The following is a 13,543-nucleotide window of genomic DNA, read 5'->3' on the forward strand; positions in this document are numbered from 1 at the left end:
AGCATGCCCGGTCCGGCGTGCGGGTGTCCGAAGTTGTCCACAAGCGGCGCGGTTCGTCATATAAATCTCCCGCTCGCAGTGGTCGTACAAATCAAACGCACGGCGGGCGATCGGCCGGGAACCCTTCCGGACCCGGGACTTCCCGCATGCGCAACGGGTAACGTCGGGGCGTGCCCGCCGACCCACTGCACCGCGCCGGAAAGCCACAGCGCAGCACGACGAGCCAGCCGCCGAGCGGCTCGGGGGCGAGCGCGATCGAGGTCCGCAGGAGCGCCCGGCGACGCCGGACGGTCTCCGCGTACCGCGAGGGCGATCGCACCGTGGTACTGATCCCTGCCCGGATGTCCGAGGCGGAGGAGCAGCGCTGGGTGACCGTCATGCTCGACAAGCTGGCGGCCCAGGAGAGCAAACGCGTACTGGACGACGGTGAACTGTCCGAGCGTGCACGACGGCTGTCGGCCCAGTATCTCGGCGGCCGGGCCAGGCCCGCCACCGTGCGCTGGGTCACCAACCAGAACACGCGCTGGGGCTCGTGCACCCCCGCCGAGGGCAGCATCCGGCTCTCGCACCGGCTTCAGGGCATGCCCGAGTACGTCATCGACTACGTCCTCCTCCACGAACTCGCCCACCTGCTCGTACCCGGCCACGGCCCGCGGTTCTGGCAGCTGCTGGAGGCCTACCCGCGCACCGAACGGGCCCGCGGTTACCTCGAAGGAGTGGTCGCCGCCGAGCGTTTGCCGCATGCGCCCGGTACGCGGTGAGCTGACCGATCGGTGCGTCGCGACCCCCGACGGACGCCGACCACGGTTGTGTACCGGGTCTGTACCGACTTCGTCCGGCCTCGGGGTTTGCCGTTAGCCTGGCGCGACGCACTCACATTCGGGATGGGGGACGGTCGTAACGCATGGCCAGGGAATTCCAACGGGGCCACAAGGCCAGGATCAGTGACCTCACGGCGGGCACCGATCTGTACGTAGGCGTGCAGATCTCCGCCCCCGGGCTGACCTTCGACATCAGCTGCTTCGGCCTCGACGCCGACGAACGTCTCTCCGACGACCGGTACTTCATCTTCTTCAACCAGCCGAAGTCCCCCGAGGAGGCCATCCAGCTCCTGGGCGCGCAGGCGGGGGACACGGAATCCTTCCGGATCACCCTGGACCGCATCCCGCCGCAGATCCAGAAGCTGTCGTTCACGGCGACCGTCGACGGCGCCGGTCAGATGTCGCAGGTCGGCCCCGGATACCTGCGCATCGTGGCGGGCGGCGAGGAAGTGGCCCGGTACTCGTTCAACGGCTCGGAGTTCTCCACCGAACGGGCCGTGATGCTGGGCGACTTCTACCTGAAGGACGTGTGGCGGTTCGCCGCCGTCGGACAGGGCTTCGACGGCGGCCTCGACGCGCTGCTGAAGAACTTCGGTGGCGAGGTGCTCGAGGAGGAGGCGCCCGCCGCCCCGCAGCAGCCGCAGGCCGGAGCCGCGCCCGGCTTCGCCCCGCCCGCCCAGGCCACCGCGCCGCCCGCGTTCGGCGCCCCCGCCGTCCCCGCTCCGGTGCCCGCGCCACAGCCCGCACCGGCGCCCGCCCCGCAGGGCTTCACGCCGCCGCACTCGCCCACCCAGCCCCCGGCTCCGGCACCCGCGCCCAACGTGCACGCCGCGCCGACCGTCATCGCCCCCCTGGCCCCGCCCACCGGCCCGGTGGCGCCGCCCGCCCCGGCTCCCCAGTACGGCGGGCCCGCCGCTCCGAGCGCGCCGCCCCTGCCCCCCGGCTACGGCGGCCAGCCGCAGGCCCCGCACGCTCCGGCCCCGCCGCCGGGGTACGGCCAGCCCACACAGCCCCCCGGCTACGGCCAGCAGCCGCCGTTCGGCCAGGTCCCGGGCCAGCAGACCGCGCCGTACGGCGTTCCTCAGGGCGCCCCGCAGGGCGCCGGTGTCGGCGCCGCGCTCCAGCAGTTCAAGGAGACGCCCACCGGGCAGCGCTGGACGCAGCAGAACAAGAAGCTCATCCGGGTCGACCTCGGCATCGGCGGCCAGCCCGTGCTCGCCCGCCAGGGCAGCATGGTGCTCTACCAGGGCAAGGTCGACTTCAGCTACAAGGGAGCGGGCTTCGCCGGCCGGATCGTGGGCAACGCGACCGGTCAGGAGATGCAGCTGATGCGCTGTACCGGCCAGGGCCAGGTGTTCCTCGCCGACAGCTCCACGCACCTGCACCCGGTCGAACTCCAGGGCGACGCGATCTGCGTCTCCGCCGAGAACGTCCTCGCCTTCGACGAGAGCCTCCAGTACGAGGTCCGCCGCATCGAGGGCCACGGCATCCCCGGCGGAGCCCTGTTCACCATGCAGTTCCAGGGCACCGGCACGATCGTCGTCAAGACCCACGGCACCCCCGTCGTCCTGCCGGTCACGCCCACCACGTTCGCCGACTGCAACGCGGTGGTCGCGTGGTCCGCCGCCTCCCAGGTGATCGTCTCCAGCCAGGTGCGCATGCGCCGCAACGCCTACCCCGGCGACACCGGGGAGAGCGTGAACCTCCAGTTCCGGGGCGCGCCCGGCAACTTCATCGTCGTTCAGCCGTACGAGGTCTGAGGGAGCCCGTCATGAACCAGCCGCTCGCGGGCTACGCCCCCGCACCCGTCACCGCCCGCATGGAGAACCACGGCAACCACATGCTGAAGGTCGCCATGCAGACCGGAAACGACCTCCTCGCGCGCGTGGGCTCGATGGTCGCCTACGAGGGCTTCATCCAGTACGAGCCCAACCCGCCGGCCGTGCGCCAGATCGCCCGCGACTGGATCACCGGCGAGGGCGCCCCCCTGATGAAGTGCACCGGCGACGGTCTGCTCTACCTCGCCGACTACGGGGCCGACGTCGTCGTGATCAACCTCAACGGTGACGGCATCTCCGTCAACGCCACCAACCTGCTCGCCTTCGACGCGCATCTCACCTGGGGCGTCGAGCGGGTCAAGGGTCTGGCGAAGTTCGCCGGGCAGGGCCTGTGGAACACCAGGATCTCCGGGCAGGGCTGGGTCGCCCTCACCTCCCGGGGCAAGCCGATCGTCGTCGACTGCGGCGGCGGCGAGGACGAGACGTACGTCGACCCGGACGCGCTCGTCGCCTGGTCCCCGAACCTCAAGGTCAAGGGCAAGCGCAGCTTCAAGGCGCAGTCGCTGATCGGCCGGGGCAGCGGCGAGGCCTACCAGATGGCCTTCTCCGGCCAGGGCATCGTCGTCGTCCAGCCCAGCGAGGACAGCACCGACCGCCTCCGGATCCGGGGCTGAGGGGGAGCACGAACACCATGCAGAGCCCGCTTTTCGCCCACAACGACTCCCAGACGCAGGAGCGCTGGAGCCTCCAGAACAAGCAGATGCTCCGCGTCGCCCTGGAGGGGCACGACGACATCCTGGCCCGCAAGGGCACCATGGTCGCCTACCAGGGGCTGGTCGAGTTCGACGCCGAGTACCGCAGCAACAACCAGGCACGCGCGCGTGCGTACACCGGCGAGGGCCTGGACCTGATGCGCTGCCACGGGCAGGGCACGATCTACCTGGCCAACCTCGCCCAGCACGTCCACGTCATGGAGGTGGAGCAGGACGGGCTGACGGTCGACAGCAGCTACGTCCTCGCCATGGACTCCTCGCTGCACCACGAGGTCATCGCCGTGGACAGCCTCTACGGCATCTCCGGCTCCGGGAAGTACCAGCTCAACATCACCGGGCGCGGCAAGGTCGCCCTGATGACCTCGGGCGCCCCGCTGCTGATGCAGGTGACGCCCGACAAGTACGTCAACTGCGACGCCGACGCGATCGTCGCCTGGTCCACCGGCCTGCGCGTGCAGATGCAGGCCCAGACGCACTCCTCCGGGGTGTGGCGGCGCAGGGGCAACACCGGCGAGGGCTGGGAGCTCAGCTTCATGGGCAGCGGCTTCGCGCTGGTCCAGCCGAGTGAACTGCTGCCGCCGCAGAACGCCCAGATCGGGCAGGGCCTCGCCGCCCAGTTCGGGATGGGACAGCAGGGGGCGCGTGGGCAGAACCAGGGGAACGTCTGGAGCTGAGCATGCGTAAGGGGTGACCGCTATGGCGGTCACCCCTTACCTCTTACGCCGTCAGAGCCTGGCGCGCGTGGCCTGGAGCAGCCGTACGACCGAATCGTCCGCGACGTCCGCCACCTCGTCGTACGCGAACCAGCGCAGGTCCAGCGACTCCTCGCTGATCTGCTGGACCGCTCCGGGCGGCGCCAGGACCGCGTACTGCACGTCGAAGTGCCAGTTGCACGGCGGCGGGATCGGGTGCCGGTCCAGGCGCACCGGACCACCCGGCAGCAGGGTCAGGCCGGTGATGCCCGACTCCTCCGCGGCCTCCCGGAGAGCCGCCGCCTCCAGCGTGGCGTCCTCCGGCTCGCAGTGGCCGCCCATCTGGAGCCACATCCGCAACTTCCGGTGAAGGGTCAGCAGGACGCGGCCCCGCTCGGGGTCGATCACCAGCGCGCTCGCCGTGATGTGACCGTCCCCGCAGGCCTTCCACACACCGTCCGGATGGGCCGCCAAGTGGTCGAGGTACGCCTGGCGCAGCTCTTCCTGGCCCCCGTGCCCCTTGAGCACGAGGACCGCGTCGTCGTACAGGCTCACTCGGCGTCGTCGCCCTTGCCCTCGTCCGCGTCCTTCTCGCCGAGGTCGGGCTTCCTCAGGTCCGGCTTCCCGGCCGAGCCGCCCGCCGCCTCGCCGAGCATCTTGTCCAGCTCGGAGAAGTCCAGCTGCTCGCGGTGGACGAAGCCGTCCGGGTCGTCCAGGTCGGTGGCCGTCGGCAGCATGTCCGGGTGGGCCCACAGGGCGTCCCGGCCGTCCACGCCGCGCGCGTCGGTGAGCGAGGCCCACAGGCGGGAGGCGTCCCGCAGGCGACGCGGACGCAGCTCCAGGCCGATCAGCGTGGCGAACGTCTGCTCGGCCGGGCCACCGGTCGCACGGCGGCGGCGCAGTGTCTCGCGCAGCGCGTCGGCGGACGACAGACGGGGCTTCGCGGCCGCGTGGACCACCGCGTCGACCCAGCCCTCGACGAGCGCCAGGGCCGTCTCGAGGCGGGCCAGGGCCGCCTTCTGCTCGGGCGTGTCCTCCGGCTGGAACATGCCCTGCTGGAGGGCGTCCTGCAACTGCTCCGGGTTCTGCGGGTCGAACTGGCCGACCACGTCCTCCAGCTTGGCGGTGTCGACCTTGATCCCGCGCGCGTAGCCGTCGACCGCGCCGAACAGGTGCGAGCGCAGCCACGGCACGTGCGCGAACAGGCGCTGGTGGGCGGCCTCGCGCAGGGCGAGATACAGCCGCACCTCCTCCTTCGGCACGCCGAGGTCCTTGCCGAACGCCTCGACGTTCGCCGGCAGCAGCGCGGCCTTGCCGGCCGGGCCCAGCGGCAGGCCGATGTCGGTGGAGCCGACGACCTCGCCCGCGAGCACGCCGACGGCCTGCCCGATCTGCGTGCCGAACATGGCGCCGCCCATCGAGCGCATCATGCCGATCAGCGGGCCCGCCATGGCCTGCATCTCCTCCGGCAGGACGTCGCCCATGGCCGCGCCGACCCGCTCTGCGACCGGGTCGACGAGCTCCTGCCAGGCCGGCAGGGTCGCCTCGACCCACTCCGCGCGCGACCAGGCCACCGCGGTGCCGGCACCGGACGGCAGGGACGTCGCGTCGTCCAGCCACAGATCGGCCAGACGGACGGACTCCTGCACGGACTGGCGCTCGGCGGGGCCGATGCTCGCGTCCTTGACGCCGTCCGGGGTGCCCTGGGAGACCGTCTGGCGGGCGATCTGCTTGGCCATGTCCCAGTTCACCGGTCCGCCCTCGTAGGAGAGCATCTGGCCCAGCTGCTGGAAGGCGGCGCCCAGGTCGGTGGGGTTCAGCGAACCGAACATGGCTGCGAGCGGATTGTCAGCGCCGGGGCCGCCGAAGCCGCCGGCTCCGGGCACGCCGAAACCGAACGGGTTGGCCGGTCCCTGCCCACCACCGCTCTGCTGGTCCTTCTTCTTGCCCTCGTCGCCGTCTTCCGGCTCCTCCGGCGGAAGGCCGAATCCGAATGGGGTGTCACTCACGGGATTCCTCGGCTGGTAAGGCCACCGGTTCTCCCGGTGGCGCGGCTGCCCGACAACACCACCCAGCGTAGACACCCCGACCCGATAGGGCCTCGATGCTTCGCCGACTCTCGGCCTGCGGCAGGATGGATGCCACCTGGTACGTACGCGTCACTAGCGCTCGTACCGAAGACAACCGCTGGAGACGCCTGGTGAGTTCCCCAGATCCGCAGGTTCGCGCAGCGCGAAACCACTCAACCGGTCCTGCCACGCGCGGGCCCGTCGTCGCCGTCACCGGCGCCGCTACCGGTGTCGGGGCGCTGCTCACCGAGCGGCTCGCCGCGTCGGACGAGGTCAAGCAGGTCGTCGCCATCGACGAGCGGCGAGGGGAGTGCGCGGCGGCGCAGTGGCACATCCTCGACGTGCGGGACCCGGCGATCGCGGAAAAGCTGCGGGGCGCAGACGTCGTCGTCCACCTCGCGCTCGACCTGGATCTGGAGACCGATCCGGCGGCGCGTACGGCTTACAACGTCCGGGGGACGCAGACCGTGCTGACCGCGGCCGCGGCGGCCGGGGTGCACCGGGTGGTGCTGTGCACCTCCGCGATGGTCTACGGGGCGCTGCCGGACAACGAGCTGCCGCTGTCGGAGGACGCGGAGCTGCGGGCGACGGCCGAGGCGACCGGGGTCGGGGACCTGCTGGAGATCGAGCGGCTGGCGCGGCGCGCTCCGCGGGCGCATCCCGGGCTGAACGTCACCGTCGTGCGGCCGGCGGTGCTGGTCGGGGGCACCGACACCGCGCTGACCCGGTACTTCGAGTCGCCTAGGCTGCTGGTGGTGGCCGGGTCGCGGCCGGCGTGGCAGTTCTGTCACGTCGAGGATCTGTGCGGGGCGCTGGAGTACGCCGTTCTGGAGAAGGTCGACGGGGAGCTGGCCGTCGGGTGCGACGGGTGGCTGGAGCAGGAGGAGGTCGAGGAGCTCAGCGGGATCCGGCGGATGGAGCTGCCGTCGGCGGTCGCGCTGGGGGCGGCGGCGCGGCTGCACCGGATCGGGCTGACACCGTCGCCGGCGGGGGATCTCGCGTACACGATGTACCCGTGGGTGGTGAGCGGGAGCCGGCTGCACGATGCCGGGTGGCGGCCGAAGTGGACCAACGAGGAGGTCCTCGAGGAGCTCCTGGAGGAGGTCTCCGGGCGGCACACCGTGGCCGGGCGGCGGCTGGGGCGGAAGGACGCGACGGCGGCCGGGGCCGCGGGGGCGACGGTGGCGCTGCTGGGCGCCGCGGCGGTGGTGCGGCGGGCCCGGAAGGCGCGGCGCCGCATCTGAGCAGCGGGTTCCTCGCCCCCGCCGCCCTTGCCCTTCCCACCCCCAGGGGCTCCGTCCCTTCAACCCCACCGGGGGCTGTGGCCCTTGGGTCCCTGCGGGGCTGCGCCCCTGCACCCCACCGGGGGCTGCACCCCACCGGGGGCTGCGCCCCCTGGACCCTGCGGGGCTCCGCCCCTGCACCCCGCCTTGGGTCCCTGTGGCTGTGTCCCTGGGCCCCTGCGGGGCATTCCGCCCCTGGGCGCTTGCGGGGCTGCGCCCGTGCACCCCGCCGGGGGCTGCGCCCCCTGGACCCTGCGAGGCTCCGCCCCTGCACCCCGCCTTGGGTCCCTGTGGCTGTGTCCCTGGGCCCCTGCGGGGCATTCCGCCCCTGGGCGCTTGCGGGGCTGCGCCCGTGCACCCCGCCGGGGGCTGCGCCCCCTGGACCCTGCGGGGCTGCGCCCCCTGGGCCCCTCGTGGGGCTCCGCCCCAGCGCTCCGCTGGGGCTGTGTGGCCCAGTCGCGGCGGGGCGGGGGCCTTGGTGTGGGTTGTTGTGCCGGGCGGAGGGGGGTGCTGGAGGCTGAGGGACCGTGTTGTTTCGCGTTGTTCGTGGGGTGCGGCACGATGGTCGTATGGAAGCCAACAGGGAGCACCCGGGCGAGCGTGCCGGTCAGGATCCCATCAGGTTGATCGGTGTCCGGGAGAGCGCCCTCTCGGTGGACGAGGTGTTCGGGGCCGTGGGGGACGAGGCCGCCGGGGGGATCGCGCTGTTCGTGGGGACGGTGCGGAATCACGACGGGGGTGCCGACGTCGACGCGCTCGGGTATTCGTGTCATCCGAGTGCCGAGGCGGAGATGCGGCGCGTCGCGGAGAAGGTCGTCGCGGACTTTCCGGTGCGGGCGCTGGCGGCCGTGCACCGTGTGGGGGAGCTGGTGGTCGGCGATCTCGCCGTCGTCGTAGCGGTCGCGTGTCCGCACCGGGCGGAGGCCTTCGAGGCCTGCCGGAAGCTGATCGACGACCTCAAGCACGAGGTGCCGATCTGGAAGCACCAGAAGTTCTCGGACGGCACAGAGGAGTGGGTCGGCGCCTGCTGAGCCACCTGCCGTACCCGGGTTGCGTAACCGGACCCCTCCCGTGAGCGTTGTCAGTGCGGAAGGTTAATCTGCTGATCAGTCAGTCCGGATGCTCACATTGGGGTTGGGAGGTCGCCATGGCGGCGCTCGCCTGGTTGTTGATTCCGTTGGTTGCTGCCATCGGTGCCGGTCTGTGGGGCAGTTGGGCCAACCGGACTCGGAAGGTCCGGAGCGACGGTCCCGAGCTGGACGGGTACGCCCGTTTCCGTGAGGCCATGGAGAGGTCCCACTCCCGTACTTGACGGGGACGGTACAAAGGCGGCCCTGACGGTGCGCCGACAGGGGCGTCCCGTACTGTCGAGACATGCCACGCCGCACCGCGACGATGCTCGCCTCCACCCTGATGCTGATCGCGCTCCTGTGCGCGGGAGTCTTCATCCCCGTGCCGTACTCGGAGATGTCTCCGGGGCCGACCGTGAACACCCTGGGGGACCACGACGGCGAGCCGGTGCTTCAGATCTCCGGGCACAAGACGTACGCGGCCTCGGGGCACCTCAACATGACCACCGTCAGGGTCACCAGCGCCGACTACCGGATGAACCTGGTGGAGGCCGTATACGGATGGCTCGCCCACGACGGCAAGGTCGTGCCGCACGACACGCTCTACCCGGACGGCAAGACGGAGGAGCAGTCCACCCAGGAGAACGCCGAGGAATTCACCCAGTCGCAGGAGAGCGCCAAGGTCGCCGCCCTGAAGGAACTGGGCGTCCCGGTGAAGTCGTGGGTGATCGTCTCCACGGTGGTCAAGGACTCCCCGGCCGAGGGCCGGCTGCACGCCGGTGACGTGATCAAGGCTGTGGACGGCACGGCGGTCAAGGAGCCGGCCGACGTCGCCAAGCTGGTGACCAAGCACAAGCCCGGCCAGGACGTCGTGTTCAAGATCGTCCCGGCCAAGGAACAGGCCGCCGCCGAGAAGGAGCACCGGACGGCGACCACGACCGACGACGTCAAGATCACCACGGCGACCTCCCACGACAGCGGAGCCAAGCGCGCCATCGTCGGCATCTCCGCCGGGACCGACCACACCTTCCCGTTCACGATCGACATCAAGCTCGCCGACGTCGGCGGCCCCAGCGCCGGCCTGATGTTCTCCCTCGGCATCTACGACAAGCTCACCCCGGGCGACCTGACCGGCGGCAAGTTCGTCGCCGGCACCGGCACCATCGACGACGACGGCAAGGTCGGACCGATCGGCGGCATCGAGATGAAGACCGTCGGCGCGCGCGACAAGGGCGCCCAGTACTTCCTGACGCCCGCCGAGAACTGTGCCGCCGCCGCCAAGGACACCCCGAGCGGACTCCGGCTGGTCAAGGTGCACACCATCAAGGACGCCCTCGAGGCCCTCAAGGACATCCGCGGCGGCGACACCGCGGACCTGCCGAAGTGCACGACCAAGGGCTGACCCCGGCAGTCGGCGAGATCGGTCAGCTCACTCCTCGAACGTCGCCCTCAGCGCGTCCGTCAGCCCCGGCACCAGCTCGGGGCCGGTGAGGACCTCCGTCGGGGAGTCCTTCTCGCGCAGCCGCAGCGCCGACTCGCGGGTGCCGTCGCGCAGCACCGCCACCGTCATGCGGACCTCCTGGCGCTCGGGGTGGGCGGCCACCCACTTCGCCAGCTTCGCCTCGTTCAGGCCCTCGGGGACCTGGGCCTCGGCGGACGGCGGCAGCATCAGGCGTTCCACGGTCAGCGCGCAGCCGGCCACCGCGTCGGGCCAGGCGATGGTGCCGAGGAACTCGTCGAGCGGCCGGTCCGTTGGAACCTCGTCCTGCTCGATCGGGGTGAGACCGGTGGTCTCCGGCTCGTCCTGGAGGCCGAGCTGCGCCGCGAGCGAGGGTTCCTGGGCCCGCAGCCGCGCGGTGTCTACGAGGGCGAAAAGGCGAGCGGGCTGGTCCCAGCCGAGGCCGGAGGCGTACTCGTCGATCTCGAGTACGGCCCGGGTGAGCGGGCTCGCTGCCATGGGAGTGTTGGACATGGTCACAATCCTGCCTCGTTCCCGGCCGGAATCGGGAACCGAGTAAACCGTGAGTAAGTTGCATATGTGTGGGACCGCGATCACGGGGGACCACGGAGGGCCCGAGAACACGAGGGCCTGACGGATCGACAGCGAACTTCGAGGGGCGCACCTTGGCTTTCCAGATGCCGGACCGCGGCGGAGGCCCGACGGGGCCGCGGATCAGAGTGGGCCGCCCGTCCCGGCGAGCCCGGACCCTGCTCATGACCTTGGGGGTCCTCGCCGCGCTCGGCATGGCGTTCACCATGTTCGCCGGCTTCTGGACGGACTGGCTCTGGTACCGCTCGGTGCACTACTCGTCCGTGTTCACCACCACCCTGTGGACGAAGACCGGCCTGTTCTTCGTCTTCGGGCTGCTGATGGCCATAGCGGTCGGCTTCAACATCTGGCTGGCCCACCGGATGCGGCCCCCGCTGAGCGCCATGTCCATGGAGCAGCAGAGCCTGGACCGCTACCGCATGGGGATCGCGCCGTACAAGAAGTGGCTGCTGATCGCCATCACCGCCCTGGTGGGCCTGATCGCGGGCGCCTCCGCGGCCGGCCAGTGGCGGACCTGGCTGATGTGGGTCAACGGCGTGCCCTTCCACCAGAAGGACCCCCAGTTCCACCTGGACGTCTCGTTCTACGCCTTCGACCTGCCCTGGTACCGGTTCCTGGTGGGCTTCGGCTTCGCCGCCGCGATCCTGTCCCTGATCGCCGCCGCGCTCACCCACTACCTGTACGGCGGGCTGCGCGTCACCAGCCCGGGCGCGCGCGCCACGGCCGCGGCGACCGGGCACCTGTCGGTGCTCCTCGGTGTCTTCGTCGCCCTGAAGGCGGTCGCCTACTGGCTCGACCGCTACGGGCTGGCGGTCAAGTCCAGCGACTTCAAGGCCAGCGACCACTGGACCGGCCTGAGGTACGTCGACGCCAACGCCTACCTGCCCGCCAAGACGATCCTGTTCTTCATCGCCGTCATCTGCGCCCTGCTGTTCTTCGCCACCCTGTGGCGGCGCACCTGGCAGCTGCCCGTGATCGGCTTCGGCCTGATGGTGCTCTCGGCGATCCTCATCGGCGGCCTGTACCCGGCGATCGTCCAGAAGTTCCAGGTCCAGCCGAACGAGCAGGCCAAGGAAGCGCCGTACGTCGAGAAGAACATCAAGGCCACGCGTGAGGCGTACGGCATCGACGACGCGGACGTCTCCGAGTACGCGGGCGAGAGCACCACCAAGGACAAGACGACCCTGCGCGACGACGCCGGCAAGGCGGCGAGCATCCGGATCCTCGACCCGAACATCGTCTCGCCCACGTTCCAGCAGATGCAGCAGATGCGGAACTACTACGGTTTCCCGACCAACCTCGACGTCGACCGGTACGGCAAGGACGGCGAGGACGGTAAGGACCAAGACACCGTCATCGGTCTGCGCGAGCTGAACCTCGCAGGCATCCCGAAGAAGAACTGGATCAACAACCACTTCCGCTACACCCACGGCTACGGGGTGGTCGCCGCCAAGGGCACCGAGGCGGACTCCGAAGGCCAGCCGGTCTACACCGAGAAGAACCTGCCGTCCAGGGGCGACCTGCCGACGTACCAGCAGCGCGTCTACTACGGCGAGAAGACCACCACGTACTCCATCGTCGGCGGCCCCCAGAAGGAGGTCGACTACTCCGACAACGAGGGCGAGAAGACCACCAGCTACAAGGCCACGAGCGGCGTCAGCCTCTCCAGCCCGATCAACCGCGCCGCCTACGCGGTGGCCTTCAACGAGCCGCAGATCCTCTACTCGGGCGCCATCGGCAAGGGCTCGCGGATCCTCTACAACCGCACGCCGAAGGAACGCGTGGAGGCGGTCGCGCCCTGGCTGACCATCGACGGTGACGCCTATCCGGCCGTCGTGGACGGCCGTATCCAGTGGATCGTCGACGCGTACACGACGACTAACGGATTTCCCTACGCCTCCCGTACGACCCTCGGTGACACGACCGCCGACTCGCTGACCGCCACCAACAACAACCGCGCGGTGGTGGCCCAGCAGAACCAGGTCAACTACATCCGCAACTCGGTGAAGGCGACCGTCGACGCGTACACCGGCGAGATCAAGCTCTACCAGTGGGACACCAAGGACCCGGTCCTGAAGACCTGGATGAAGGCGTTCCCAGGGACGGTGAAGCCCAGGGGTGCCATCTCCGACTCCCTGATGGCCCATCTGCGCTATCCGCAGGACCTGTTCAAGGTCCAGCGCGAGCTGCTCACCCGCTACCACGTGACCGACGCGCAGACCTTCCTGACCGGCAGCGAGGTGTGGCAGGTGCCGAACGACCCGACCAACAAGTCGGGCAACGCGGTGCCGCCGTACTACCTCAGCATGAAGATGCCCGGCCAGGCGTCGCAGGCGTTCTCGCTGTCCACCACGTTCACGCCCAACGGCCGGGACAACCTGAGCGCCTTCATGTCGGTCGACGCCGAGGCGGGCACGAGCGACTACGGCAAGATCAGAGTGCTGAAACTGCCGACGAGCACGGCGGTCGAAGGACCGAAACAGGTCCAGAGCAAGTTCAACTCCGAACAGGAGATCGCCGCGGCCATCAAGCTGCTCAAGGGCGGCGACTCCGACATCGAGTACGGCAATCTGCTGACCGTGCCGCTCGAGGGGGGCCTGCTGTACGCGGAGCCGGTCTATGTGCGCGGCGGCGGCCTCAAGTACCCGCTGCTGAAGAAGGTGTTGGTGACCTACGGGGGTAAGACCGCCTTCGAGAACACCCTCGACGGCGCCCTGGATGTGGTCTTCGGGGCGAAGCCGTCGACCACACCGTCCGACACGGACACCGGCACCGGTAACGCCAACCCGCCCACGTCCGACAACCCGACGGTCCAGCAGGCCCTGAAGGACGCCCAGAAGGCGTTCGACGAGGGCCAGGATGCCCTGAAGAAGAACGACTGGACGGCGTACGGCCAGGCGCAGAAGGACCTGGAGGACGCGCTGAAGCGGGCCGAGAAGGCGCAGTCCCAGCCCGACAAGACCGGTGGCGGCCGATCGGGCTGATCAAGCGGCACCCCGCGCCGTGA

11 protein-coding genes are annotated in these 13,543 nt (G+C 70.4%); 8 read left to right on the forward strand and 3 right to left on the reverse strand.

What is annotated here, in order from left to right:
• Nucleotides 1–170: 170 nt before the first annotated feature.
• The 4 genes from ACFY01_RS27130 to ACFY01_RS27145 all read left to right on the forward strand — a co-directional run bounded on the left by ACFY01_RS27130 (nucleotide 171) and on the right by ACFY01_RS27145 (nucleotide 4,046).
• The gene (locus ACFY01_RS27130; RefSeq protein WP_390738344.1) at nucleotides 171–761 is read left to right on the forward strand and encodes a M48 family metallopeptidase; all 591 of its coding nucleotides are present in this window, start codon (nucleotides 171–173) and stop codon (nucleotides 759–761) included.
• Between the two features lie 143 nt (nucleotides 762–904).
• Nucleotides 905–2,581 carry a TerD family protein gene (locus ACFY01_RS27135; RefSeq protein WP_390738345.1) on the forward strand — a complete coding sequence of 559 codons (1,677 nt, stop codon included), beginning with the start codon at nucleotides 905–907 and terminating at the stop codon, nucleotides 2,579–2,581.
• A gap of 11 nt (nucleotides 2,582–2,592) precedes the next feature.
• The gene (locus ACFY01_RS27140; RefSeq protein WP_390738346.1) at nucleotides 2,593–3,273 is read left to right on the forward strand and encodes an AIM24 family protein; all 681 of its coding nucleotides are present in this window, start codon (nucleotides 2,593–2,595) and stop codon (nucleotides 3,271–3,273) included.
• Nucleotides 3,274–3,290: 17 nt separating this feature from the next.
• Complete coding sequence (locus ACFY01_RS27145) at nucleotides 3,291–4,046, forward strand: AIM24 family protein (protein WP_390738347.1); 756 nt, start codon at nucleotides 3,291–3,293, stop codon at nucleotides 4,044–4,046.
• A 51-nt stretch (nucleotides 4,047–4,097) separates the two neighbouring features.
• On the opposite strand, the gene ACFY01_RS27150 is transcribed toward ACFY01_RS27145, so the two are convergent.
• Both ACFY01_RS27150 and ACFY01_RS27155 read right to left on the reverse strand, forming a co-directional pair.
• Nucleotides 4,098–4,619 (reverse strand): NUDIX hydrolase, encoded by a 522-nt coding sequence (locus ACFY01_RS27150; RefSeq protein ID WP_390738348.1) that lies wholly within the window; start codon nucleotides 4,617–4,619, stop codon nucleotides 4,098–4,100.
• Nucleotides 4,616–6,073 carry a zinc-dependent metalloprotease gene (locus ACFY01_RS27155; protein WP_390738349.1) on the reverse strand — a complete coding sequence of 486 codons (1,458 nt, stop codon included), beginning with the start codon at nucleotides 6,071–6,073 and terminating at the stop codon, nucleotides 4,616–4,618. Before ACFY01_RS27155 ends, ACFY01_RS27150 begins: the two co-directional genes overlap by 4 nt.
• Nucleotides 6,074–6,264: 191 nt before the next feature.
• Here ACFY01_RS27155 and ACFY01_RS27160 point away from each other — a divergent pair, with 191 nt between their 5' ends.
• From ACFY01_RS27160 to ACFY01_RS27170, 3 genes are all read left to right on the forward strand, one after another.
• The gene (locus tag ACFY01_RS27160) at nucleotides 6,265–7,377 is read left to right on the forward strand and encodes an SDR family oxidoreductase (RefSeq protein ID WP_390738350.1); all 1,113 of its coding nucleotides are present in this window, start codon (nucleotides 6,265–6,267) and stop codon (nucleotides 7,375–7,377) included.
• 608 nt (nucleotides 7,378–7,985) lie between these two features.
• Complete coding sequence (locus ACFY01_RS27165; RefSeq protein WP_390738351.1) at nucleotides 7,986–8,447, forward strand: molybdenum cofactor biosynthesis protein MoaE; 462 nt, start codon at nucleotides 7,986–7,988, stop codon at nucleotides 8,445–8,447.
• A 343-nt stretch (nucleotides 8,448–8,790) separates the two neighbouring features.
• Nucleotides 8,791–9,888, forward strand: a complete 1,098-nt coding sequence (locus tag ACFY01_RS27170; RefSeq protein ID WP_390738352.1) for a PDZ domain-containing protein — start codon at nucleotides 8,791–8,793, stop codon at nucleotides 9,886–9,888.
• A 27-nt stretch (nucleotides 9,889–9,915) separates the two neighbouring features.
• Here the strand turns inward: ACFY01_RS27170 and ACFY01_RS27175 are convergent, their stop codons facing one another.
• On the reverse strand, nucleotides 9,916–10,458 hold the full coding sequence (locus ACFY01_RS27175; protein WP_390738353.1) for a PPA1309 family protein: 543 nt from the start codon (nucleotides 10,456–10,458) through the stop codon (nucleotides 9,916–9,918).
• Between the two features lie 164 nt (nucleotides 10,459–10,622).
• On the opposite strand from ACFY01_RS27175, the gene ACFY01_RS27180 reads away from it, so the two are divergent.
• Nucleotides 10,623–13,520 carry a UPF0182 family protein gene (locus ACFY01_RS27180; protein ID WP_390738569.1) on the forward strand — a complete coding sequence of 966 codons (2,898 nt, stop codon included), beginning with the start codon at nucleotides 10,623–10,625 and terminating at the stop codon, nucleotides 13,518–13,520.
• Nucleotides 13,521–13,543 lie beyond the last annotated feature (23 nt).

The sequence above is a fragment of the Streptomyces sp. NPDC001480 genome (assembly GCF_042894725.1).
Lineage (GTDB): Bacteria > Actinomycetota > Actinomycetes > Streptomycetales > Streptomycetaceae > Streptomyces.

Excerpts from the sequence above, each read along its gene's own strand:
- ACFY01_RS27135 (WP_390738345.1), top strand. The coding sequence starts at position 905 with ATGGCCAGGGAATTCCAACGGGGCCACAAGGCCAGGATCAGTGACCTC.
- ACFY01_RS27140 (WP_390738346.1), top strand. The coding sequence starts at position 2,593 with ATGAACCAGCCGCTCGCGGGCTACGCCCCCGCACCCGTCACCGCCCGC.
- ACFY01_RS27145 (WP_390738347.1), top strand. The coding sequence starts at position 3,291 with ATGCAGAGCCCGCTTTTCGCCCACAACGACTCCCAGACGCAGGAGCGC.
- ACFY01_RS27165 (WP_390738351.1), top strand. The coding sequence starts at position 7,986 with ATGGAAGCCAACAGGGAGCACCCGGGCGAGCGTGCCGGTCAGGATCCC.
- ACFY01_RS27170 (WP_390738352.1), top strand. The coding sequence starts at position 8,791 with ATGCCACGCCGCACCGCGACGATGCTCGCCTCCACCCTGATGCTGATC.
- ACFY01_RS27175 (WP_390738353.1), bottom strand. The coding sequence starts at position 10,458 with ATGTCCAACACTCCCATGGCAGCGAGCCCGCTCACCCGGGCCGTACTC.
- ACFY01_RS27180 (WP_390738569.1), top strand. The coding sequence starts at position 10,623 with ATGCCGGACCGCGGCGGAGGCCCGACGGGGCCGCGGATCAGAGTGGGC.